24 protein-coding genes are annotated in these 23,627 nt (G+C 62.5%); 14 read left to right on the top strand and 10 right to left on the bottom strand.

The annotated features are described in order from the left end of the window. Positions 1-159 precede the first annotated feature (159 nt). The 4 genes from FJ972_RS16065 (at position 160) to FJ972_RS16050 (ending at position 3,142) form a co-directional block, all read left to right on the top strand. Positions 160-1,506, top strand: a complete 1,347-nt coding sequence (locus tag FJ972_RS16065) for an NAD(P)/FAD-dependent oxidoreductase (RefSeq protein WP_226880292.1) — start codon at positions 160-162, stop codon at positions 1,504-1,506. 70 nt (positions 1,507-1,576) lie between these two features. Next, a complete protein-coding gene (locus FJ972_RS16060) occupies positions 1,577-1,927 on the top strand; it encodes a RidA family protein (protein WP_140521045.1) in 351 nt (116 codons plus the stop codon). Positions 1,928-2,034: 107 nt separating this feature from the next. Further along, positions 2,035-2,466, top strand: a complete 432-nt coding sequence (locus FJ972_RS16055) for a cupin domain-containing protein (RefSeq protein ID WP_140521046.1) — start codon at positions 2,035-2,037, stop codon at positions 2,464-2,466. A 229-nt stretch (positions 2,467-2,695) separates the two neighbouring features. Next, positions 2,696-3,142, top strand: coding sequence for a hypothetical protein (locus tag FJ972_RS16050; RefSeq protein ID WP_140521047.1), 447 nt, complete (start codon positions 2,696-2,698; stop codon positions 3,140-3,142). Between the two features lie 69 nt (positions 3,143-3,211). Here FJ972_RS16050 and FJ972_RS16045 read toward each other — a convergent pair whose 3' ends face one another. Together FJ972_RS16045 and FJ972_RS16040 are read right to left on the bottom strand one after the other, a co-directional pair. Next, on the bottom strand, positions 3,212-3,667 hold the full coding sequence (locus FJ972_RS16045) for a carboxymuconolactone decarboxylase family protein (RefSeq protein ID WP_140495736.1): 456 nt from the start codon (positions 3,665-3,667) through the stop codon (positions 3,212-3,214). A gap of 122 nt (positions 3,668-3,789) precedes the next feature. After that, the gene (locus tag FJ972_RS16040; protein ID WP_140495735.1) at positions 3,790-4,218 is read right to left on the bottom strand and encodes an SRPBCC family protein; all 429 of its coding nucleotides are present in this window, start codon (positions 4,216-4,218) and stop codon (positions 3,790-3,792) included. A 199-nt stretch (positions 4,219-4,417) separates the two neighbouring features. On the opposite strand from FJ972_RS16040, the gene FJ972_RS16035 reads away from it, so the two are divergent. Together FJ972_RS16035 and FJ972_RS16030 are read left to right on the top strand one after the other, a co-directional pair. After that, positions 4,418-5,176 carry a copper homeostasis protein CutC gene (locus tag FJ972_RS16035; RefSeq protein ID WP_140521048.1) on the top strand — a complete coding sequence of 253 codons (759 nt, stop codon included), beginning with the start codon at positions 4,418-4,420 and terminating at the stop codon, positions 5,174-5,176. Further along, positions 5,173-5,667: a GNAT family N-acetyltransferase gene (locus tag FJ972_RS16030; RefSeq protein WP_140521049.1), complete on the top strand. Its 495-nt coding sequence runs from the start codon at positions 5,173-5,175 to the stop codon at positions 5,665-5,667. The genes FJ972_RS16035 and FJ972_RS16030 overlap by 4 nt, the downstream gene beginning before the upstream one ends. A 27-nt stretch (positions 5,668-5,694) precedes the next feature. Here the strand turns inward: FJ972_RS16030 and FJ972_RS30365 are convergent, their stop codons facing one another. The 6 genes from FJ972_RS30365 to FJ972_RS16005 form a co-directional block, all read right to left on the bottom strand. Then, the gene (locus tag FJ972_RS30365) at positions 5,695-5,811 is read right to left on the bottom strand and encodes an MFS transporter small subunit (protein WP_140495732.1); all 117 of its coding nucleotides are present in this window, start codon (positions 5,809-5,811) and stop codon (positions 5,695-5,697) included. An 11-nt stretch (positions 5,812-5,822) separates the two neighbouring features. After that, positions 5,823-7,202 (bottom strand): OFA family MFS transporter, encoded by a 1,380-nt coding sequence (locus tag FJ972_RS16025; protein WP_140495731.1) that lies wholly within the window; start codon positions 7,200-7,202, stop codon positions 5,823-5,825. A gap of 239 nt (positions 7,203-7,441) precedes the next feature. Further along, the gene (locus tag FJ972_RS16020; RefSeq protein ID WP_140521050.1) at positions 7,442-8,464 is read right to left on the bottom strand and encodes an acyltransferase family protein; all 1,023 of its coding nucleotides are present in this window, start codon (positions 8,462-8,464) and stop codon (positions 7,442-7,444) included. Between the two features lie 192 nt (positions 8,465-8,656). Then, positions 8,657-9,454, bottom strand: a complete 798-nt coding sequence (locus FJ972_RS16015) for an FAD binding domain-containing protein (RefSeq protein WP_140521051.1) — start codon at positions 9,452-9,454, stop codon at positions 8,657-8,659. 112 nt (positions 9,455-9,566) lie between these two features. Next, positions 9,567-11,915 carry a xanthine dehydrogenase family protein molybdopterin-binding subunit gene (locus FJ972_RS16010; protein WP_140521052.1) on the bottom strand — a complete coding sequence of 783 codons (2,349 nt, stop codon included), beginning with the start codon at positions 11,913-11,915 and terminating at the stop codon, positions 9,567-9,569. Positions 11,916-12,004: 89 nt separating this feature from the next. Next, entirely contained in the window at positions 12,005-12,493 is a 489-nt protein-coding gene (locus tag FJ972_RS16005) for a (2Fe-2S)-binding protein (RefSeq protein WP_140521053.1), read from the bottom strand. Positions 12,494-12,797: 304 nt separating this feature from the next. Between FJ972_RS16005 and FJ972_RS16000 the strand changes: the two genes are divergently transcribed. The 4 genes from FJ972_RS16000 to FJ972_RS15985 all read left to right on the top strand — a co-directional run bounded on the left by FJ972_RS16000 (position 12,798) and on the right by FJ972_RS15985 (position 17,704). Beyond that, entirely contained in the window at positions 12,798-13,934 is a 1,137-nt protein-coding gene (locus FJ972_RS16000) for an FIST signal transduction protein (protein WP_226880289.1), read from the top strand. Positions 13,935-13,942: 8 nt separating this feature from the next. Continuing rightward, entirely contained in the window at positions 13,943-15,283 is a 1,341-nt protein-coding gene (locus FJ972_RS15995; RefSeq protein WP_140495725.1) for a hybrid sensor histidine kinase/response regulator, read from the top strand. Between the two features lie 126 nt (positions 15,284-15,409). Next, positions 15,410-16,015, top strand: a complete 606-nt coding sequence (locus FJ972_RS15990) for a hypothetical protein (RefSeq protein WP_140521055.1) — start codon at positions 15,410-15,412, stop codon at positions 16,013-16,015. 36 nt (positions 16,016-16,051) lie between these two features. Beyond that, positions 16,052-17,704, top strand: a complete 1,653-nt coding sequence (locus tag FJ972_RS15985) for a hypothetical protein (protein ID WP_140521056.1) — start codon at positions 16,052-16,054, stop codon at positions 17,702-17,704. Positions 17,705-17,780: 76 nt separating this feature from the next. On the opposite strand, the gene FJ972_RS15980 is transcribed toward FJ972_RS15985, so the two are convergent. Further along, complete coding sequence (locus FJ972_RS15980) at positions 17,781-18,464, bottom strand: response regulator (protein WP_140495724.1); 684 nt, start codon at positions 18,462-18,464, stop codon at positions 17,781-17,783. 226 nt (positions 18,465-18,690) lie between these two features. On the opposite strand from FJ972_RS15980, the gene FJ972_RS15975 reads away from it, so the two are divergent. From FJ972_RS15975 to FJ972_RS15965, 3 genes are all read left to right on the top strand, one after another. After that, the gene (locus FJ972_RS15975; protein ID WP_140517182.1) at positions 18,691-19,389 is read left to right on the top strand and encodes a fumarylacetoacetate hydrolase family protein; all 699 of its coding nucleotides are present in this window, start codon (positions 18,691-18,693) and stop codon (positions 19,387-19,389) included. 4 nt (positions 19,390-19,393) lie between these two features. After that, positions 19,394-20,044: a maleylacetoacetate isomerase gene (gene maiA, locus FJ972_RS15970; RefSeq protein WP_140517184.1), complete on the top strand. Its 651-nt coding sequence runs from the start codon at positions 19,394-19,396 to the stop codon at positions 20,042-20,044. A gap of 133 nt (positions 20,045-20,177) precedes the next feature. Beyond that, a complete protein-coding gene (locus FJ972_RS15965; RefSeq protein ID WP_140517186.1) occupies positions 20,178-21,218 on the top strand; it encodes a zinc-dependent alcohol dehydrogenase family protein in 1,041 nt (346 codons plus the stop codon). On the opposite strand, the gene FJ972_RS15960 is transcribed toward FJ972_RS15965, so the two are convergent. After that, positions 21,215-22,114 (bottom strand): DMT family transporter, encoded by a 900-nt coding sequence (locus FJ972_RS15960; protein WP_140521057.1) that lies wholly within the window; start codon positions 22,112-22,114, stop codon positions 21,215-21,217. The two genes, FJ972_RS15965 and FJ972_RS15960, sit on opposite strands and share 4 nt — an antisense overlap. Positions 22,115-22,222: 108 nt before the next feature. On the opposite strand from FJ972_RS15960, the gene FJ972_RS15955 reads away from it, so the two are divergent. Further along, on the top strand, positions 22,223-23,623 hold the full coding sequence (locus tag FJ972_RS15955; protein ID WP_140521058.1) for a PLP-dependent aminotransferase family protein: 1,401 nt from the start codon (positions 22,223-22,225) through the stop codon (positions 23,621-23,623). Positions 23,624-23,627: the final 4 nt, after the last annotated feature.

Raw genomic sequence — 23,627 nt, 5'->3', positions numbered from 1 at the left:
CTCGCAAACGGTTGCGCCCGAATTTGATAACTTCGCACGAGAAGTTGCCCGTGCGGGCTAATGGGCCGACCTGGGCAGCCGCAGATGGCTGGGACATTGGTTCATAACTTTTGGCCATGAACGGCAGCGACCAGTTCAATTGACCGCAGTTGGCACCCATTGCAATGTTTTCAGGCAACCGAGGATGTTGTGCGGGGTTGCAAACACATCGCAGGCGCCGATCGAATTAAGAAGAGCGGCGTCAGCAGTACTGTCAAGAACTCCAGCAACATCTCTCAACGATATAGCGGCATTTGCATCGATTCGTCTTTCAGAGATTACTCGTATCGGATGACGTCATTAGCCCGGGAATTTTTGGAGGTCATCTTTATGCGTGTCGTGGTCATTGGTTCCGGTATCGTCGGCAGTTCCGCCGCCTATGAATGCGCCAAGGCGGGAGCAAGCGTCGTCGTGCTGGAGGCCGGACGGATAGCAGGCGGCACGTCGGCGGTAAGCTTTGCCTGGACAAATGCGACGACCAAGCGGCCCCGGCCGTATTTCGATCTGAACGTCTCGGGAATGCGCGCCCATCTTGAACTCAAGCGCGACTTCGGCATCGCTCCCTGGCTCACCCAGACCGGCAGTTTCGATTGGCGAACAGAGCCGGAGTCGATGGACGATTATTTCGAGAACTTCAGGCAGATGAAGGAATGGGGCTACGGCGTCGAGTGGATCGACAAGAAGCGCGTCGCCGAGATGGAACCCGATATCGATGTCTCCGCTTTCGGCGATTGTCCAATCTCCTACTATCCGGAAGAAGGCTGGGTCGATCCGGTGCTCTACTCGGCCTGGCTTTTGCGGGCGGCGAAGGAGCGCTGGGGAGCACAGGTCAAACTCGGTTCACGCGTGACCAAGATCGAGACCGAAAGCGGGCGCGTACGGGCAGTTCGGACGGCGAACGGAGACCGACACCCTGCGGATGCCGTCGTGAGCTGCACCGGCGGCTGGTCTAGTGAGAGGCTCGGCGATGCCCAGGGTATTCCACTTTCCTCGACCATAGGCGTGCTCGCCTTCACCCCGCCGGTGGCCCTGACGCTCCGCAGCCAGCTGCATGCCGACGATCTGGATATCCGTCCCGACGGAGCGGGCCGCATCATGATCCATAAGGTCTCGGTGGACATGACCCTGGAGAAGCCGGAGGTGCTCAGCCCTGCCGGGAACGAGGCGGCGACGCTCCTGGATGCGGCGACCAAGGTCCTGCCTTCGCTCCGCGACGCAGGTGTGGAAGCCATTCGCACGACGGTCCGGCCGTTCCCGGAGGACGGCTACACCTGTGCCGGCGCCATGCCGGATATCGTCGGCCACTACATGGCCGTAACGCACAGTGGTGTGACCATCGGCCCGCAATTGGGCAAGGTGGTCGCCGACGAAGTCGTGCGCGGCAAAATCCATGACGAAATGGAAACGTTTCGTCCGCAACGCTTCTTCCAGGCCCACGCCCAGCGCTCCGCTGTCGCGCACGTCTGATCCCGCTCAGCAGACCGCTGGATTGCGTACGGCGGCCTGCTTTTGACCAACGCAACCAGGGGCCTCCGCCATGGGGAACATCGAACGATTCGACAAGAACGAACGGCTTAGCCGTATCGTCGTCCGCAACGGCACGGCCTATCTCTCGGGCTTGACGGCCGATGACAAGAAAACCGGCACGTCTGACCAGACGAAGGAGATATTGGAAAAGGCGGATCGCCTTCTGGCGAGCGTCGGTTCGGATAGATCGAAGCTGCTGTTCGCGCAGATCTGGTTGAGGGATGTCGAAGACCTCGACGCGATGAACAAGGCTTGGGTCACATGGCTCGACGGCGTGGAGCCCCCGGCACGCGCCACGGTCGGGGCGAGCTTCGCCTTGCCCGAGATCCGTGTCGAGATCCAGCTTACCGCAGCGATTTGACACGTCGCACGCCACGTCCAGGCCAGCGAGTCCAATCAGATTCGTCAGGGACATGCTTGCGCACCGGCCTTCGCGGCGCGATAGATGCGGCGGTTCGGGGAGGAATTATGCGAAAAATCCTGGCATCGGCATTGCTGCTGGCGGCTGCGGCGTTCGCGACCGGCGCTCATGCGCTGGACAGCAGCGGCACGCCCGTCGTCGTGACACCCCTCGCCTCGCGCACGACCACCGCTTCCGGCCAGCCGATCACGCTGCCGCAGAAGAACGTGCAGGTGCTGGTGTCGACCTACGACATAGCGCCGGGCGCGACCTTGCCGGTGCACAAGCATCCGTTCCCGCGCTACGCCTATGTCGAGGCCGGCACGTTGAAGGTCACCAATGTCGACACCGGCAACAGCAACACCTACAAGACTGGCGATTTCATCATCGAGATGATCGGGCAGTGGCATCAGGCCACCAATATCGGTGAAGGCCCGGTCAAGCTGCTGGTGATCGACCAGGTCGAGGAAGGCACCAAGAACACGGTTTTGCGCCAGTAAGCCACCGCTGCTCCGGCTCCTCGAACTGTCTCGCCACGGGAGCGCGCCGCGTTAAGTGTTGGCCCAGCTCTTCACATCCGGTTCCGCACGACCGGGCTGACGATGCTATGCCGGTTGCCCGCCTTACCGGCGGAACCGGATTCCCCCCGTTGGGTTTTTCGCGAAATCCCTTTGCTTGGTGAATGCCTTTTCCTGGAGCAAACTCCCTGCCGGGGCTCAAGGAGCAGAAATGAGAGCACGAACAGCGACGGTCGGCGATCTGGAAGACGTGTTTCGCCATTTGTCCAAGCGCATGTCCGACGAATACATCGCCGCCGGCAAGGACAGCAAGGTCGCCTACGACAATCTGATGATGAACCTGAAGGAGGGCCGCGCCCATGCCCTTGTCGACAACGACGGGACCGTAGCGATCGTCGCCTGGCACGAGCATGGCGACGCCGCGGACACGCTGTTCGCCGCGCGCGAGGGCTTTTTCAGGGCCGCGACCGTGCGTTTCTGCAGGCGGCATATCAGGCAGATCCAGGCGCTCGCCGGCAATCTCCCTATTCACTCCCGCAGCTGGCTCACGGGACCGGAAATCGCAAAATGGTTTCGCACCATCGGCTATGTCGAACGCGGCGAGGAAAATGGCGCCAAACTGTTCGAATTGCCGCCGGCCGCGACCCGGCCGGGCTAGGCAAGCAGGTTTGGTGCACCGCGAGTCCAGCCGCCATTGCACCGTGGCACGGCTCGCCTTCGCGCGGCCTTAGCCCCAGGCGCCGACCATTTGGCGTGTCGTGGCGTTCAGCCGATTGAAGGCGTTGATCACGGCGATCTGGATGACGAGCCCGGCAAGCGCCTTTTCGTCATAGTGCCGGGCGGCCTCGTCCCATACCTCGTCCGTCACGGCATCCGTTCTGTCGGCCAGCCTTGTGCCGGCTTCGGCAAGGGCAAGCGCGGCGCGTTCGGCATCGGTGAAGTACGGCGTCTCCCGCCAGGCCGACAAGGCAAAGATGCGTTCGTCCTTCTCGCCAGCCTTCTTGAGTTCGCGCGCATGCATGTCGACGCAAACCGAGCAGCCATTGATCTGGCTGGCGCGCAGATGGACGAGCTTGCGCGTCACATAGGGCAAATCGGCCGCCTCGGTCGACTTGTCCAGCGCCAGCAGCGCCTGCAGGGCGCCGGGGATGAGCATCACGGGGTTCTTGAGCCTGGCTTCCATGGCGTTTCTCCGTTTGAAAAGTTTGGTCAGGGCGCGGTTTGCCATGCCCGGGAGCGGCGCATCCGGGAGACTTGTTGTGGTTCGCCGGCCATGGCGACCGGTCGGTCGAGGAGAGTCGGCGCTCAGCCTTGCTTCGCAGCCACCTGCTCAAGTCGCTCAAGAATACGCGGCCAGCCGCTTCCCATGCCGACATATCCACGCTCGTCGGCCGGCCGGAACCCCGAGTGCTCCATCCGCACCCGGGTCGCCGCGCCCTCAGGCGTGAGCGACCAGGTCACCACGGTTTTCAGTCCGCTGTCGGATTCGCTTCCGTCGCCCCAGCTATAGGCAAGCAGGCGTGGCGCCTCGACTTTCAGCACGACGCAGTTCGTCACCCCGGACCAGCCCGGTACCGGTGAAGCGCGGAACGTGAAGCGATGCCCCTCTTGCGGCGCGAAGTCATTCTGCATGAGCCATTCTGCGACGAGTTCGGGCACTGTCAGCGCACGCCATATCTTCTCCGCCGAATGCGGAATCAGCCGTTCAACGACGATCGATTTGGTCTGTGTCATGCCGTGCTCCTCTTAGTCGTCGTCGAGCCACCGCTCGCGATCAATAACTCGATGGCTATGGGTTAACTCATAACCATGTAGTTATAAGACTGTCAAGCAGGGAAATGCCCCCTGGTCCAATGCGCCGTGCCGTTCCTGCTTTCGCGCCCGCCGCGCGGGTGCTACGGGCTTCTCACAACATCATGGACAGGATCACACCTTGACTGAAGAAGCCCGCCCGCCGCTGATCGAAATCTGTGTCGAGGGCATTGATGGCCTTCTGGCCGCACAGGCCGGCGGCGCCGACAGGGTCGAACTGTGCGCCAGCCTCGTCGAAGGCGGCATCACGCCGAGCTTGGGAACCGTGCGCGCCGCGCTCGACCAGGCGATTGTGCCGTTCCATGTCATGGTGCGGCCGCGTGGCGGCGATTTTCTCTACAGCGAAACCGAGTACCGTTCGATGCTGGCCGACGTAGCCGCCCTGCGCGACCTCGGCGTGCCCGGCGTGGTGTTCGGCTGCCTCACCGCCGAAGGCACCATCGACGAGCGCCGCATGAGCGAACTGACGGAGGCCGCCGGCGGCCTTAACGTCACGTGTCACCGCGCTTTCGACATGACGCGCGACCCGGCCGAGGCGTTGGAAGCGCTGATCCGCTGCAAGGTCGGCCGCGTGCTGACCAGCGGCCAACGCGACACGGCGATGGAGGGCCTGTCGCTGTTGGCGGACCTGGTGCGACAGGGGGGCGACCGCATCGTCATTCTCGGCTGCGGCGGGCTCGATCTCGGCAACATTGCCGAGGTGCGGCAAAGGACTGGACTGTCCGAAATGCATTTCGCCGCCCTCAAGGACGTGCCCAGCGCCATGCGCTACCGCAATCCCAAGGTCGGCATGGGCGGCTCCGACCTCGACCGCGAGTATCGCAATACGCTAACCGATACGCCGCTTGTGGCAGCGACGATCGCGGCGGCCAAGGCATGACCGCTCTCTCCCCGATCAGCCGTGTCTCGCAAAGCGACGAAGCGGCCATACTCGCGCTCAACAACGAGCATGCCGCCGAATTGTCCTGGCTTGAGCCCGAGCGCCTGTCCTTCCTGCTTGGCGAGGCGTTCTATGCGCGCCGCATCGGCGCGCTCGAAGCCTTCATCATGACCTTCGATCAGGGGGCCCGGTACGACAGTCCGAATTTTCTCTGGTTTCGCGAACGCTACGAGCGCTTCGTCTATGTCGATCGCGTCGTGGTGGCCGCGCAAGCTCGTGGCCGCGGCCATGCCCGCCTGCTCTACCAGGACCTGTTCGAGCACGCCACGCGCGCCGGCCACGCACTGGTCACATGCGAGGTCAATGCCGACCCGCCCAACCCGGCTTCGGACGCCTTCCATGCCGCGCTCGGCTTCACCGAGGTCGGCGACGCGGTGATCCACGGCGGCAAGAAGGCGGTGCGCTACTACGTCAGGCGGATCATCGCCTGAGCGCTGCTCCTTTCCAGGTCTCTGCCGCTACTGGAACAACGCCGCTGCACTGACCAGCGTCGTCCAGAACCCCCACAACAGCGGGATGCCGACCAGCAGCCAGGCAAGGACCAATTTGACAGAATTGCTGTTGTCTTGCGCCATGATCACTCTCCTTACGCTGCAGCCGGTTCGGCCTTCATGTGGAACCGTGCATCCACCGGCCGCATCATCAGGTTGAGCAGGAAACCGACGACGAGCAGGCCGGCCATAATGTACATGGTGACCGTGTAGGCATCGGCCTTCGCTACTCCTGCATCGATCTGGTACTGCCTGATGTAGTTGACCAGGACCGGCCCCAGCACGCCCGCCACCGACCACGCCGTCAGCAGGCGGCCATGGATGGCACCGACATACCGCACGCCGAAGACATCGCGCAGATAGGCCGGAATGGTGGAAAAGCCGCCGCCATACATGCTCAAGATGACGCCATAGAACAGCACGAACAGGAACACGTTGCCCGACTGGCCCGTCCACGGCACCACCGCATAAAGGATCACGCCCAGCACGAAGAAGACCGCGTAGGTCGTCTTGCGGCCGATATAGTCGCTGGTCGACGCCCAGAAGAAGCGGCCGAGCATGTTGAAGATCGATAGCAGGCCGACGAAGCCGGCGGCGGCGGCCGGCGTGATGCGTCCCGGGAACATCTCCTGGCTCATGGCGGAGGCTTGGCCGAGGACGCCGATGCCGGCCGTCACGTTGAGGCACAGCACGCCCCACAACAGCCAGAACTGCGGTGTCTTCAACGCGTCGTCGAGATGGACGTTGGCGGTTGTCACCATCGTGTTTTGTGTCGTCGGCGGCGTCCAGCCGGCCGGACGCCAGCCATCGGGCGGCACCCTGACGATGACAGCGCCGATCAGCATGAAGATGAAGTAGACAATGCCCAGCACGATGAAGGTTTCGGCGACACCGATATGCTGCGGGGTCGAAAACAGCTTCAGCAGATAGACCGAAAGCGGCGAAGCGATGAAGGCTCCGCCGCCAAACCCCATGATCGCCATGCCGGTCGCCATGCCCGGCCGGTCGGGAAACCAGGTGATCAGCGTCTTGACCGGCGAGATGTAACCGAGCCCGAGGCCGATGCCGCCCAGGACGCCGTAGCCGAGATAGATGATCCACAGTTGATGCAAGGTGACGCCGAGCGCCGACACGATGAAACCGCCGCCGAAACAGCAGGCGGCCGCGACCATCGCCTTGCGCGGGCCGACGCGATCCAGCCAACCGCCGCCGAAGGCTGCCGCGAGGCCAAGAAACAGGATCGCGATCGAAAAAATCCAGCCGAGTCCGGTCAGCTTCCAGTCGTCGGGCGCCGAATCGGTGATACCGATCAGTTTCGACATCGGCAGGTTAAAGACGCTGAACGCGTAGGCCTGACCGATGCAAAGATGAATGCACAACGCCGCCGGCGGCACCATCCATCTGCTGAAACCGGGCTCGGCGATCGTGCGCGAGCGGTCGAGCCAGCCGCCGGCGTTTTCCCTGGTCGTTGCCATTCCATCCTCCCATGCAATGCTCCGATTCGAATAAACTAGGCGGAGCACGGGGCGGGACAACAAGGAATAGCTGCCATAATACCAATGTCTAAGGACATTGGGCTATCCGGCAAGCAGATCGCCAGGTCACCCCTGGCTATATTAGGACGAACTTACCAAACAAGCTGCCGGACAGGCGGCATCGAGCGAGGCTGACCTTGGCCGCTAGGCAACGCAAGGGAGGGACACTGCGGCGTCACTCACCAGTTGCGGTTCAGCCACTCACGCGACGGCCGCTCGATGACATAATAGCTGCAGAGCGCGCAGGCAAAGACCCCAGCCAGCATCAGCCATGGGTCGCTGCCTCGCTCATAGACGAATTTGTAGAATGGCTGCTGCCACAGATAGAGCGAATAGGACCATAGACCCAGCGTCGCCATAGGCCAGGACGACAGCAGTCCAGAAAACAATCTCGTGCTGAAATCGAGAGCGTTGACGGCAAGCGCCAGGAGCGGCACGGCGACCAGATAGTGGATCGGGGTTGGTACCGGGTCCATGAACAGAAGCACCGCCGCGATGGCCGCCGCCACCGCCACATAAGGGCCCTTCAACAGGGCCGGCAGCTTGCCGTCGGTCTTCAGCAGGCAGATGGCGGCCGACAGCAGGATCGACGCCATATGCACGTCGGTGCGCCAGTATGTGGTCTCGTAGTCCATGTGCAGGAACCAGTACGAAACCGCACCGTTTGCCATGGCCAGCACCGCCAGCACCAGGAGCAGCGGGATGACGCGGCTACGGCTTGCGACAAGTGCGCTGATCGCTGCCAGGATGATGTAGGCATGCTCTTCGACACAGAGCGACCAGATGTGGTCGAGCGCGCCGGCGCGGTTCACGAGAATTCCGGCATAGTTGTAGGTGAATGTCAGCGCCGTCAGCGCCGCCTTCCATTTGAAGGCGACGAACGTGCCCGACAGCGCAATCATCGAAACGATCACGAACACCAGCAGCGCGGGATAGATGCGGGAGAAGCGGCGCTTGAAGAATTTCTTCAGCGGGTAGCGCTCGACGAACAGGATCTCGGCCATCAGCCGGCCGCTGAGCACGAAGAAGAATTCGACGCCCAGTACGCCGAGATTGATCCCTGCAACGGGAAAGAAATGGCCAATGAGCACCAGCGCGATCGAAAGTCCGCGCCAGCCGTCGAGATAGGCCAGTCTTGTCCTGGCGGATCTGTCGGCGACGGATCTTGGCGGCACAACATGCGTCGCGGAGATGTCGGTCATGCCGCTCCCTTCGCATTGAAACATGCGAATAGGGTCGCAGGTCGTGATGAACACTCCGAACCCGGCTCGCGTTTGATCGCCGGCATAGTGCAGTGCAATATCGCTTTGTGCAAGTGCGAGATTGCCACAATGCGCCCATCTGCGGAAAAGGGGCGAGAAGTCCCTCTCCTGCCTGACAGGAGCAGGAAGGAATCAGGCGTTGGCGGCGGCCACCGCGCGCTTAGCCATGACCGCGACCAGATTGGCACGGTAGTCGGCGGAAGCGTGGATATCGCTCATCAGCTTGGTCGCCGGCACCTTGACGCCGTCGAGCGCCGAAGCCACGAAGTCCTTCGCGAGCGCGGCCTCGATCTCCTTCGAGCGGAAGACGCCATCGTCGCCGGCCCCGGTCACGGCCACCCTGACGCCGTCCTCACCCTTGGCCACGAACACGCCGACAATGGCGTAGCGGGAGGCCGGATTGCGGAATTTTTTATAGGCTGCCTTTGCCGGTGCGGTGAAGGTGACGGCCGTGAGGATTTCGCCGTCCTCCAGCGCCGTCTCGAACAGGCCTGTGAAGAACTTGTCGGCCGCGATCTGGCGCGTGTTGGTAATGATGGTGGCATTTAGCGCCAGCATGGCCGCTGGATAATCGGCCGCAGGGTCGTTGTTGGCGATCGAGCCGCCGATCGTGCCCCTATAGCGCACTGCCGGATCGCCGATCAGCGATGCCAGATGCGCGAGCGCCGGGCAGGCCTGTTTCAACCTGTCGTCGCTGGCAACATCGAAATGCGTGGTGGCGGCGCCGATCGTGACCGTCCTGCCGGACACTGTCACCCCTTGCAACTCCTTGATCCGCGACAGGTCGACGACATCGGAGGGGGCCGCCAGCCGCGTCTTCATGGCCGGGATCAGGGTCATGCCGCCCGACAGCAACTTGGCGTCGCCGCCCGTGACGAGCTTCGCGGCATCGGCGACTGAGGCGGCGCGGTGGTAATTGACTGCGTACATTGTCTCTCTCCCTTTGGGAAAGAGCGAATAGGGAATAGCGAGTAGCGAATAGGACCTTCCCTTCGCATCACGCTTTTCCCCTACTCGCTACTCCCTATTCGCTATTCGCTTTTCAATGCTTCGCCGCACGGATCGCGGCCCACACCGTAGACGGCGAAGCCGGCATGGCGATGTCAGAGATTCCTATGGCGTCGGTGATGGCGTTGATCACCGCCGGCGGCGAGCCGATAGCGCCGGCCTCGCCGCAGCCCTTGATGCCGAGCGGATTGCCCGGACACGGCGTGTTCGAGGTCGAGACCTTGAACGAAGGCAGGTCATCCGCACGCGGCATGGTATAGTCCATGTAGCTCGCTGTCAGAAGCTGGCCGTCGGCATCATAGTGGGCGCCTTCGAGCAGTGCCTGGCCGATGCCCTGCGCGATGCCGCCATGCACCTGGCCCTCGACGATCATCGGGTTGATGATGTTGCCGAAATCGTCGGCCGCGACGAACTGGATAATCTCGGTCGTTCCGGTCTCCGGATCGATCTCGACCTCGCAGATGTAGCAGCCGGCCGGAAAGGTGAAATTGGACGGGTCGTAAAACGCCGTCTCCTTCAATCCCGGCTCCATGCCACCGGGCAAATTATGAGCGGTATAGGCCGCCAGCGCCATCTGGAACCACGGCACGTTTTTGTCGGTGCCGGCGACCTTCAGCGTGCCGTTCTCGATGACGATGTCGCCCTCGTCGGCCTCGAGCAGGTGCGCCGCGATCTTCTTGGCCTTGGCCTCGACCTTGTCCAGCGCCTTGGCAATCGCCGACATTCCGACCGCGCCCGAGCGCGAGCCGTAGGTACCCATACCCATCTGCACCTTGTCAGTGTCGCCATGGACGATCGAGACGCTGTCGATCGGCACCCCAAACCGTTCGTTGACCAGTTGCGCGAAGGTCGTCTCATGGCCCTGGCCATGGCTGTGCGAGCCGGTCAGCACCTCGATGGTGCCGGCGGCATTGACGCGCACCTCGGCCGATTCCCAAAGGCCGACGCCGGCGCCGAGCGAGCCCACCGCGGCCGACGGCGCCAGGCCGCATGCTTCGATGTAGCAGCTCATGCCGATGCCGCGCAGCTTGCCGTTCCTGGCGGCCTCCGCCTTGCGTCCGGCAAAGCCGGCATAGTCGGCGGCCCCCATCGCCGCGTCGAGCGAGGCGCCATAGTCGCCGGCGTCATAGTTCATGATGACCGGCGTCTGGTGCGGAAACGTGGTGATGAAGTTGGTCCGCCGAAGCTCCGCCGGCGAGACGCCGAGTTCCCGCGCTGCGGTCTCCATCGTGCGCTCGATGAGATAGGTGGCTTCGGGCCGCCCTGCCCCCCTATAGGCATCGACCGGTGCTGTGTTGGTGTAGACCGTGCGGACATTGGCGTGGATCGCCGGGATATCGTACTGGCCCGACAGCAGCGTCGCGTAGAGATAGGTCGGCACGCAGGACGAGAACAGCGACATGTAGGCGCCGAGATTGGCCAACGTGTCGACCTTGAGACCGGTGATCCTGTTGTTCTTGTCGAAGGCCATTTCCACTGTCGAGACATGATCGCGGCCATGCGCATCGGAGAGGAAGCTCTCGGTGCGGTCGGCCACCCATTTCACCGGCACGCCGGTTTTCTTGGACGCCCACAGGCAGACGATTTCTTCTGGATAGATGTAGATCTTGGAGCCGAAACCGCCGCCGACATCGGGCGCGATGACGCGCAATTTGTTTTCCGGCGCGATGTTGTAGAAGGCGCTCATCACCAGCCGGGCGACATGCGGGTTTTGCGAGGTCGTCCAGCAGGTATAGTGGTCTTCCGCCCTGTCGTAGTGGCCCAGCGCTGCCCGCGGCTCCATGGCGTTGGGCACCAGCCGGTTGTTGACGATTTTCATGCGGGTGACGTGGGAAGCCGCCTTGATCGCCGCGTCGGTCGCCTTGGCGTCGCCGATCTCCCAGTCGAAGATCAGATTGTTTTCGGCTTCCGGATGGAGTTGCGGAGCGCCCTTTTCGAGCGCCTTCGTCGCATCCACCACCGCCTCGAGTTCATTGTAGGTGATCTCGACCGCTTCGGCGGCGTCGCGCGCCTGCCCCTTGGTGTCGGCGACCACGACGACGACTGCATCGCCGACATAGCGAACCTTGTCGAACGCCAGCGGAGACCAGGCTCCCATCTTCATCGGGGAGCCGTCCTTGGAATGGATCATCCAGCCGCAGATGAGATTGCCGATACCATCGGCCTTCAGCTCCTTGCCGGTCAGCACGCCGATGACGCCCGGCATGGCTTGAGCCTTGTCGACGTCGATCTTCACGATCTGGGCATGCGCGTGCGGGCTGCGCACGAAGGCCGCATGCTTCATGCCGGGCACCACCATGTCGTCGACATAGCGACCGGCGCCGGTGATGAACCGCTTGTCTTCTTTGCGCGCCACGCTAGCGCCAACACCTTCAATGCCCATCAGAAATTCCTCCCGAAATAGTGAGTAGGAAGTAGTGAGTGGTGGAGATCGGCGCCGGTTCGTACCGACTACTCACTACTCAACTTTTCTCACGCCGCTTGCCTGACCTTGCCGCTCATCCCCTCCGATGCGGCGAGGATCGCCTTGACGATGTTGTGGTAGCCGGTGCAGCGGCAGATGTTGCCCTCGAGCTCTGCGCGCACCGTCGCTTCGTCGAGGCCCTCGGGGTGGCGCTTGATCATGTCGGCCGCCGTCATGATCATGCCCGGCGTGCAGAAGCCGCATTGCAGTCCGTGATGCTCCTTGAACGCCGCCTGCACGGGATGCAGGTCGGCACCGTTGGCAAGTCCCTCGATCGTCACCACGCTCGATCCGGACGCCTGCACCGCGAGCATCGTACAGGACTTCACCGCCTTGCCGTCGACATGGACGACGCAGGCGCCGCATTGCGAGGTGTCGCAACCGACATGGGTGCCGGTGAGGCCGAGATTCTCCCGCAAGAAGTGAACCAGCAGCGTCCGGTCCTCGGCCGCACCGCGGACCTGTTTTCCGTTCACCATCAACGAAACGTCCGACATGAATCCTCCCTGGGTATCACCTTGGTCATCACGCTGCCGACGCGGTGTTGGCTTCGGCCATGCGTTATTCGTACACCGCACAAGCCGTAAAAAACAGCGCGGCGCAAAAGCCGGATCATTGTACTTTCGGCCATGGCAGGGCGAAACACGCATTCCCCTCGCCCCATTGCCAAAATGCCGATTGGCGGCAACAATGGCTTTCGACGTTGGCGCAAGAAGCATATCAACAGCCGCGCACAGGCAGCGTCGGAGGAAATGCGGGAGAACGTCGCTGACCGTTTCACGGACGCGCTACGCATGCGGTTTGTCGGCGCTGACCACGGACGAGCCCGACCCGGACGTCTTCGCACGCGCGGTGGCGGCGGAGGCGGCCGCCATCGAGGCCAGCTTCGCCCTGTTATTCTTTTCCCAGCGCCTTGTCGAGGCCGGCGCCCTTTCGCGCGCAATCGCGGCTCATGCGCCGGCGCTCCACTACGCCGGCTGCTCGACCGCCGGCGAAATCACGCCGCAGGGCCTCGAGGAGGGCCATATCCTCGCCATGCTGCTCCCTTCGGCGTCGTTTACCGCGGTCAGCACCACGGTCGACAACCTGTCGTCATCGGGCTTGGACAGGGTCACTGGTGATGTCGAGGATCTGCGGCGCACGCTGTATGGGCGCATCGGCGGCGAGCGGGCTGGGAACACCTTCGCGCTCTGTTTCATCGACGGACTGTCCTATGCCGAGGAAGCGGTGAGTTCGGCCATCCATTGGGGCCTCGATGACATACCACTGCTCGGCGGTTCCGCCGGTGACGACCTGAAATTCGAGACGACGAGCCTGATCTCCAACGGCAAGGTCACCTCCGACAGCGCCATCATCGTGCTGGTCGCCACGGAAATCCCTTTCCATGTCTTCAAGACCGACAATTTCGTTCCCACCGACGAAAAGCTGGTGGTCACCGCCTCCGATCCCGATCACCGCATCGTGCGCGAGTTCAATGCCACCAATGCGGCCGAGGAATATGCCGCTTCGGTCGGCATCGTCGCGCAGACGCTGACACCGCTGAGCTTCGCCTCGCATCCGGTGGTGGTGAAGGTAGGCGGTGAATATTACTGCCGCTCCATCCAGAAGATGCATGCGGACGGCTCGCTGTCGTTCTTCTGCGCCATCGACGATGGTGTCGTGCTGTCGATCGCCCAACCCAAGGACATGGTGGAATCGACCCGCGCGGCTCTGCTCGACGTCGAGGCGAGGCTTGGCGGCATCGATATGATCATCGGCTTCGACTGTGTCCTGCGCCGGCTGGATGCGCGCAACCGCCAGGTCTTTCGCGAGATTTCCGAACTCTACCGGGTCAACAACGTCATCGGCTTCGGCACCTATGGCGAACAATACCGGTCGATGCATCTCAACCAGACCTTCACCGGCATCGCCTTCGGCGAGCGCCCGGCCGCCGAGTGAGCGCTGCCGTGCCCCTCAAGGACATAGACGATCCCGACAGGCTGAAGAAGATCAACGCCGCGCTGGTCAGCCGCGTCGAGCGCTCGATGGACCAGCAAGGCAACGCCTTCTCGCTGTTCCAGACCGCGATCTCACTGGAAAGCAGGGTACGCGCCCGCACCGAGGAACTGCACTCGACCTTGCGGCGGCTGGAACAATCGAACATCGACCTCAGCGCCGCCAAGGAAAATGCCGAGCAGGCGAACCTGTCCAAGACCCGCTTTCTCGCGGCGGCCAGCCACGACGTGCTGCAGCCGTTGAATGCGGCGCATCTGTCCGTCTCCGCCCTTGCCGAAGTGCAGACCAGCGACGAGGGCCGGAAACTGGTACGGCAGGTCGAGCGCTCGCTGGAGACGATGGAGGACCTGCTGCGCACGCTGCTCGACATCTCCAAGCTCGATGCGGGTGTGGTCCAGCCCGACATTGGCGACGTCAGCCTGGAGGCGCTGTTCTCGTCGCTGCGGTCGGATTTCCAGCCTGTGGCCGAACTGAAGGGCCTGTCGCTGAAATTCCGCGCCGTCAACGCAGTGGTTCGCTCCGATCGCACGCTGCTGCGCCGCATCCTGCAGAACATCCTCTCCAATGCGCTGGGCTACACCCGCTCGGGCGGTGTCCTTGTCGGCACCAGGCACCGCGGCGATGCCATCCGCATCGATGTCGCCGACACCGGCTGCGGCATTCCCGACGACCAGCGCGAGGCGGTGTTCGAGGAATTTCATCGCGGCATCATGCCTGCCAATGCCGAACTCGCCGGCGGCGGCCTCGGCCTTGGGCTGGCCATCGTGCGGCGCATCGCCGGCGCGCTCGGCCATCCCGTGACGTTTTCCTCGAAGGTCGGTCGCGGCACGATTTTTCACATCGATGTCCCCGTCGGCATCGGTGCCACGGCGGACGCCGTCGCCAGCGCTGCAAGCCTGGAGCGGCCGCGCGGCTACGGCTTGTTCGGCACCAAGGTTCTGCTGGTCGAGAACGATGTCGAGGTGCTGCAGGCGATGACCTCGTTGCTCGAACGCTGGCAATGCCTGGTGCGCGCCGCGACCTCGACCGACGACGCGCTCGACATGCTCGGCGACACGGACTGGGTGCCCGACATCGTCATAGCCGACCAGCATCTCGACGGCGGCGATCTCGGCACCGCCACCATATCGAAGGTCCGCCGCTATCTCGGCCGCGCGGTGCCGGCGCTGATCGTCACCGCCGACAGTTCCGAAGCCGTCGCCAAGGCGGCGCGGGCCGGCGGCATCGAGTTGATGCGCAAGCCGCTCAAGCCCGCGCAACTAAGGGCGCTGCTGGCACATCTGCTGGCTTAAAGGAGGCCCCGGCCAATCCAGCCTAAATTCATTCCGCTCTAAACGTGAAGAAGCGTGAATACTAATTTACTTACTGATGAAATAATACTAAGTTTCGGCACGCAATTTTACTGCTCGGAGGGTTGAATGGCCAGGAAATGCGTAGGTGGTAGCCTTGTTCCGCCAGGGCAAACCAGTTGGAACATTCCAGCTTTGCCAAATGATGAGGGCGGACGGCAATGCACCGAAAGCGGGGGAAACATCGTCCCAGATGAAACCACATCCTGCGGAGCAAGCACGTCTTCTGTTGGTCAGATGACTGGCTCGACATCTTCTGCAATGTCGCTGACGACAGCGGTGTTGGATCCTGTGCGACGCGTCCGGGATGCCTTTTTCGACACGCATCTGGTTCGCTCTCTCGCCTTGATCAACGACTCTGACGAACTCATCAAGATCGCAATGAGCGACAGGTCGATTGCCGGCCGCATCGCAGAAGGTGTGGGGTTCTTGAGCAGTGTTTCTACCGCGGTTCTAGCAGAGAACGACAAGGATCCGATGCTTCGATTGCAATACCAGCCTGACCTTCATGAATGGGTCGTTGCGCTCGCGAAGGACGTCCAGAAGCGCCTGTCGAGCAAGGATCTGCACGAAGCCATGGAACAAGCGATTGGAATCCTCGACACGTATGTCGGGCGAACTTTTGGAGACGTCGCGGCGGACCTGAAGAAAGGTCGCCTCAACTCGGCAACGTAGTCGCACTGATCCACTTCGTCTTCGCTGGAGACCATCATGTCGCGCGAACTGACATCAGGCTTCGCCTTGGTCGCACAAGTTGCTGAAAAGGAAATCTCGTCGATTTTTGTGAAGACATTCCTCGGATTGATGCCAAAAATTCAGCGTTCGGTGGAAGGTGTCACGGTTAACATCTGGTTCGGCAATTTAAGCCCGAGCGTCCGACTGATTGCGAGCAATAATCCGTTCGAAAACCTGGTGGAAATAAGCCTGCCTTTTATCGGCCGGGCGAGCGACCAATTCGATGAATGCGTAGGTACTTTGGTGGTCAGGCCGTCATTGATCCAAACCGAGGTCCAACAGAACGGCCAGACCCTGATCGCGCCCATGGTCGATTTTCGGGGGCTGTCGGTTGCGGCGTTCGAAGTCAGCGTCAACAAGGACAAATTCAAGGCAGTTATGCATCAGGCCTTGTTTGACTCGCTCAAGGGGCAGGGAACGATAACTGCTGGACCGCTTTTCCCGACGAGCGGCCGGCCGTTTTTCTTCAAAACTTTTCTTTCGGCCCCGCCGCGGGCTAATATCCTCGCCGTTTTCATCGCCGACGTGGGGAATGTGCCAGATCTACCAGACTCAGCAAACACCCTTACCAACAGCATTATGGTTCTTGTTCCGGTTGAAACCATCAACGCGAACATTCACGATCAACTTGCCGCCCATGGTCTGGGACAACTGCCTGCCGGACTTGAAGGAGGGACACTGACCTCCCTTTCGATCGAATTGAAGGCCGGGCACGTGTTCGTGAAGGGCACCATGGACGCTGACGTAGGTCCGTTTACCTCGACCGTTCATTTCAAGGCCTGGCTGACACTTTTCGTACAAGGAGGGAACGTTCAGGTATCCGTCGCCCGTACGCAACAGGACACAGATATTCTTGGAGATTTGCTGGACTTCTTTTCGGCAGGCGCGGTCACCCGGGCTCTTGAAGAGGCAATTCCTGCGGCGGTGAAGTCCATCGGCGGTGGTGCTTTCGGAACCTTGGGCCTTTTTGCGGATGAGGTTCCCTTCGAGCAGAGCTTTGCGGCGGCCCAGGCATCTGGATCGATTCTGATCCGTCCGGATGGATTGGGAATCCCCGTTGCACTTACGAACAGGGTGTCTCCGGCCACCGAAAAGCCCACCTATATGAGAGCGCACAAGCTGAGCCGCGAGTTTCACGTTCCGTCAGGCTGTCAGTTCGGTGACTTAATAAACGCCACAAATATCCGCCGTTTTGTTTCATGGCAGGAGGCTGTGCAGGTCGGTTACGATGGATGCAAGACATGCCAACCACAGTTCAACATCACAGTGTTTGGTCAGGTGGTAATACATGTGTCCGGCCCCTTCCAGCAATCGGAAGGCATGCCCCAAGTCGAAGCGGTGCTAACTGACAATGTCGTTCGCTTTGATGTTCAGGTCAGTCCGCTCAAGGAAACCGCTGGCCGTGCGTTTGCTCAAACAAATAATGGGACTACCGACTTCCGTTATTTCATTTCGCCGATTGTTCCTGGTCGATGGCAACTGTCGATCAGATGGGACGATTGGGCTGTGATCTCTCCCGTAGATGTCGCGCGAAGATGGATAAGCCACGATGGCCACTGGGAAGGGCAGTCCACAGTTGTACGAACGAAGCGCGGGGAAGACCAGGTAGCCGTCACCTATGAGGCGTGAATTGAAATGAAGGGTTTGATCGTCGCGCGGACTGGGAAAATACTGCGCTAGTGCACCCATTGCCCTGATCGCCGACTCAAAACCCCGCCTGATCCCTGAAAAGCTCCGCATTATCAAGCTTCGAAACCTCGATCACCGCTTGCGTGCGGCTGTAGACGTTGAGCTTGCGCAGGATCTCCGAGACGTGCGCCTTGACTGTGGTCTCGCCCACTTGCAGCTCATAGGCGATCTGCTTGTTGAGCAGGCCCTGGCGTAGCATCTGCAACACGCGCAACTGCTGCGGCGTCAATGTCGAAAGGCGCTGCACCATGTCGGCGCGGTCGGTGCTGTCGGCGTCGGGCGGGCGGCCCTCATAAGTTTCCGGAACATAGATGGCACCTTCCATCACCGAGCGTATGGCGTTGGCCAGATCGCTCTTGCGCGCCGATTTCGGGATGAAGCCGGCAGCACCGTAGGACAGCGCCTCGGAGATGATCTTGGGCTCCTCGTAACCGGATACTATGACCACGGGCAGGCGCGGATAGCGGGTCCGAAGCTGCAGCAACCCCTCGAAGCCGTGCACCCCGGGCATGCTGAGATCGAGCAGGGCAAGGTCGAACGGCTTTGTCCCGGCCAGCAGGTCGAGTGCCTCGGCGATCGAGCGCGCCTCCACCGTGTCGACCTCGGGATAGGCCATCTGCACGGCGCTGTGCAGCGCCTCGCGAAACAGCGGATGATCGTCGATGATCAGGAACCGGGCGCTGTCAGTGGCTGCTGTCATGTGGCTCGTTTCGGTTTGCCGGCCGCAGCATAATCCCGCGACCATGGCCGACTTATTGGCAAATAGTCTATCCCAACGGAGGATGCATCGCCGCGAAAGTGATGGAAACTCCGGATTCCTTATACGGGCCGGCAAGCCAATGCTTTATGAAAAGCGACGCCTTGCCCGACCCCTTAATTCGGCCGAAGGTGCCCGCGACCCCGACATCCAACAGCAGAGACAGACCATGACCGCCTTTGTCCTCCCCGCTCCGCCAACGCCCTCGGTCGCGGTAGCCGGCTCGAACGAACGATTTGCGGTGCGCCGCATCTTTTGCGTCGGGCGCAACTACGCCGCGCATATCAGGGAGTTCGGCAATGACGAGCGCGATCCACCCTTCTTCTTCACCAAGCCCGCCGATGCGGTGGCCGACTCCGGCGCCACGATCCCCTACCCGCCGCTGACGACCAACCTGCACCATGAGATCGAACTGGTGGCCGCGATCGGCAAGCCGGGCTTCCGCATCCCGCGCGCCCAGGCGCTGGATCATGTCTGGGGCTATGCCGTCGGCATCGACCTCACCCGCCGCGATCTCCAGGACGAAGCCAAGAAAGCGGCGCGGCCCTGGGACTGGTCGAAGGCTTTCGACCGCTCCGCGCCGTGCGGTCCTCTGGTTCCCGCGCAAAAATCCGGCCATCCGAGCCAAGGCCGTATCTGGCTGGCCGTCGACGGCAAGGTCCGGCAGGACGCCGACCTCGCCGAGTTGATCTGGCCGATCTCCGACATCGTCTCGATCTGCAGCGAAGGCATGGAATTGCAGCCAGGCGACCTCATCTTCACCGGCACGCCGGCCGGCGTCGGCGCGGTCAACCCTGGGGAGACGATGACCGGCGGCGTCGACGGCATCGGCACGATCGAAGTGACCATCGGCCAGCCAAATCGGTGAGTGCATGAGCGACATCGTCCTTCACAACTACTACCGCTCCTCCACCTCCTACAGGGTGCGGATTGCGCTGGAGATGAAGGGGCTGACCTATGACTACGTGCCGCATCACCTGCGCCATGGCGAGCATCTCGAACCGGCCTATCTCGCGGTCAACCCGCAGGGCCTAGTGCCGGCGCTGATCCTGGGCGACGGCACCCTGCTGACGCAATCGCTGGCGATCATCGAATTTCTCGACGAGACGACGCCCGAACCGCCTCTGCTGCCGAAGGACGCAGTTGGGCGCGCCCGTGTCAGGATGCTGGCGCAGATGATTGCCTGCGATATCCATCCGGTGAACAATCTGCGTATCCTGACCGCGCTGCGAACCCTGTTCGGCGCCGGCGACGAGGATGTCGCCAAGTGGTTCCGGCACTGGGTCAAAGAGGGTTTCAAGCCACTCGAAGACCTGTTGATGGCTTCGCCCGAGACCGGCACCTTCTGCCACGGCGACACGCCGGGGCTGGCCGATATCTGCCTGGCGGCACAAGTCACCAGCAATGCCCGTTTCGGCGTCGATATGGCGCCCTACCCGACGATCTCGCGCATCAACGCCGCTTGCATGGCCCTGCCGGCCTTTCAGAACGCCGCGCCGCAAAACCAGATCGATGCCGAGTAACCTTTTCGGCGACGCGCAGCGTCGCCATCGGCGTATGCCCAAACGGCCGGCTTGTCTGGCGGAATCGATTTCCGCTTGACCGGCCAGGGAATCGGCTATCGTTTCCCGAAGTGCGCGCAAGGTGGAGTTGCCGATGAAAGCCGTCGTCTTCGAAAAATTCGGCGAGGCGCCGACGATCCAGACCGTTCCCGATCCGAAGCCGGCGCCGGACGGCGTCGTCATCAAGGTCGAGGCGACAGGCCTGTGCCGCAGCGATTGGCACGGCTGGATGGGCCATGACGCCGATATCCGCTTGCCGCATGTCCCCGGTCACGAGCTGGCCGGCGTCGTGGTAGCCGCCGGCAAGCAGGTGACCCGCTGGAAGGCTGGCGAGCGCGTCACCGTCCCGTTCGCCGTCGGCTGCGGCCATTGTTTCGAATGCACGTCCGGCAATCACCAGGTCTGCGAGCACCAGTCCCAGCCGGGCTTCAACGCCTGGGGCTCGTTCGCCGAATATGTCGCCATCGAGCACGCCGACACCAACCTCGTGCGCCTGCCCGACGAGATGGAATTCGCCACTGCCGCCAGCCTCGGCTGTCGCTTCGTCACCTCGTTCCGCGCCATCGTCGACCAGGGCCGGGTGAGGCCGGGCGAATGGGTGGCGGTGCATGGCTGCGGCGGCGTCGGCCTGTCGGCGATCATGATCGCCAGCGCCATGGGTGCCAATGTCATCGCCATCGACCTCACCGAAGAGAAGCTGGACTTTGCCAGGAAGATCGGCGCGGTGGCGACCATCAACGCGGCGACGACCCCGAACGTCGTCAAGGCGGTCAAGCAGATCACCAATGGCGGCGTGCATATGTCCATGGATGCACTCGGTCATCCCACGACCTCGTTCAATTCGATCGCCAATCTGCGCCGGCGCGGCCGCCATGTGCAGGTCGGCCTGATGCTGGGCGATCACGCCCGCCCGCAGGTGCCGATGGACAAGGTGATCGCGTTCGAACTCGAAATCCTCGGCAGCCACGGCATGCAGGCCTACCGCTACCCCGCGATGATGGAGATGATCCGCACCGGCAAGCTGAAACCCGAGCTTCTGGTCGGAAAGAAGATCAGCCTTGAGGAAGCGCCCGCCGCCCTGATGGCGATGGGCGGCTTCGAAGGCATCGGCATCGGTGTGGTGACGAAGTTTTAGCCAGCGGCGCCGGTTGCGGGCCGTGGCAAATCCCGCCTGGCAAACTTTTTGGCGCCGAATACGCACAGCACCACGCCGAGCGTGATGACGACCATCAGGGGGCTGACCTGTTCATGCAGCAGGGACGCCGCCAGGGCGAGGCCAAAGAAGGGCTGCAGCAGTTGCAACTGCCCCACGGCGGCGATGCCGCCTTGCGCGAGGCCGCGATACCAGAACACGAAGCCGATCAGCATGCTGAACAGCGAGACATAGGCAAGCCCGATCCATGCATTGGTCCCGACCGTGGCGAAGGACGGTGGCAGGGTGACCACGGTCAGCACCAGCATGACCGGCAGTGACAGCACCAGCGCCCAGCAGATCACTTGCCAGCCGCCCAGCCTGCGCGACAGCGCGGCGCCTTCTGCGTAGCCCAGGCCGCACACGATGATGGCGGCAAGCATCAGTGCGTCGCCAACGGGTGAGGCCGTCATGCCTTGCGCAAGGGCAAACCCACCCACCAACGCGCTGCCGAGGCATGAGAACAGCCAGAAGGCCGGTCTCGGCCTCTCGCCCCCGCGCAGCACGCCGAAGATCGCGGTCGCCAGCGGCAGCAAGCCGACGAAGATGATGGAATGAGCAGAGGTGACATGCTTCAGCGCCAAGGCTGTCAGCAAGGGAAAGCCGACCACCACACCCAACGCGACGATGACAAGCGACATCAGGTCATGACGTTCCGGGCGCTTCTCGCGGAAGACGAGCAGCAGCGCGAGGCCAAGCAAAGCTGCTATCACCGCGCGCGCCGACGTCAGGAATGTCGGATCGAGATCCATCACCGCCACGCGCGTTGCCGGCAAGGAGCCGCTGAAAATCAACACGCCGATGAATCCGCTCACCCAGCCGCTCGTCGTCTTGTCCATTGCAGGCACTCCATCCGTTGCGCCCTCTATCGGGCCCATACCCATGGCGTCACCAGAGACAATGCAGTACAATTCAACAAAACTGTAATGGTTTGCCGGAAGGTACAGATGGACGTATCAGCGAGATTCGACAACAGCGGAACCCTTGTCGAAGGCGTCATGGCCGCGATCCGCCGGCGAATTGCCGCGCGCAGCCTCACGCCCGGCGCCCGATTGCCCTCTATCCGCGCCTTCGCCAAATCCATGCAGGTTTCCAAATCGACAGTGGTCGAGGCCTATGAGCGACTGGCGGCGGAAGGCGCGATCCGTTCCCGGCCAGGCTCCGGCTTCTATGCCGCCGGATCGCTGGCGCCGCTGTCGCTGGCCGAGATCGGCCCCCGACTCGATCGCGCCGTCGATCCGCTCTGGGTTTCGCGGCAGTCGCTGGAAGCGGGCGATGAGATGCTGAAGCCCGGCTGCGGCTGGCTGCCCGCCTCGTGGATGCCGCAGGCAGCGCTACGTCGCGCGCTGCGCACCGTGGCGCGCGCCGATGATGTGGCCCTTGCCGACTACGGCACGCCGCTCGGGCTGCCGCCGCTGCGCCAATTGCTGGCGCGGCGCATGGCCACGCATGGCATCGAGGCTTCCCCCGAACAGATCATGCTGACGGAATCGGGCACGCAGGCCATCGACCTCCTGTGCCGGTTCCTGCTCGAACCCGGCGATACAGTGCTGGTGGACGATCCCTGCTATTTCAATTTCCACGCACTGTTGCGTGCCCATCAGGCCAAGGTCGTCAGCGTCCCCTATACGCCATCGGGACCGGATATCGACTTGTTCGCGCAGGCGCTGGCCGAGCATCGGCCGCGCCTCTACATCACCAACTCCGCCATCCACAACCCGACCGGCGCGATCCTGTCGCCGGTCACCGCGCACCGGCTGCTCAAGCTCGCCGATCAATCGGACCTGACCATCGTCGAGGACGACATCTTCGCCGATTTCGAACACGCTCCTGCCCCAAGGCTCGCGGCTTTCGACGGTCTCGAGCGTGTCGTCCATATCGGCAGTTTCTCCAAGACGCTTTCGGCCTCGATACGCTGCGGCTTCATCGCCGCGCCCCGTGACTGGATGGAAGGGCTGGCCGACCTCAAGATCGCCACCACCTTCGGCGGCGGGCGGCTCGCGGCCGAATTGGTGCTGACCCTGCTCAGGGATGGCAGCTATCGCAAGCACATGGACCTGCTGCGCGCCCGGCTCTCACGCGCCATGATCGAGACAGGCGCTCGGCTGAAGGCGATCGGGATCACGCCCTGGATCGAGCAGCCCGCCGGTCTGTTCCTCTGGTGCAACCTGCCGGATGCAGTGGACGCAGCCGAGATTGCCCGTCGCGCGCTTGCGGCCAATGTCGTGCTGGCGCCCGGCAATGCGTTCAGCCTGTCGCGATCAGCCAGCCGATTCCTGCGCTTCAACGTTGCGCAATGCGAAGACGAGCGGATTTTCAAGGTGCTGGAGGCAGCCATGCCGCGTTGACGGC

The organism is Mesorhizobium sp. B2-1-1 (assembly GCF_006442975.2).
Classification (GTDB): domain Bacteria; phylum Pseudomonadota; class Alphaproteobacteria; order Rhizobiales; family Rhizobiaceae; genus Mesorhizobium.
This window is presented reverse-complemented; position numbering and strand designations above follow the sequence as displayed.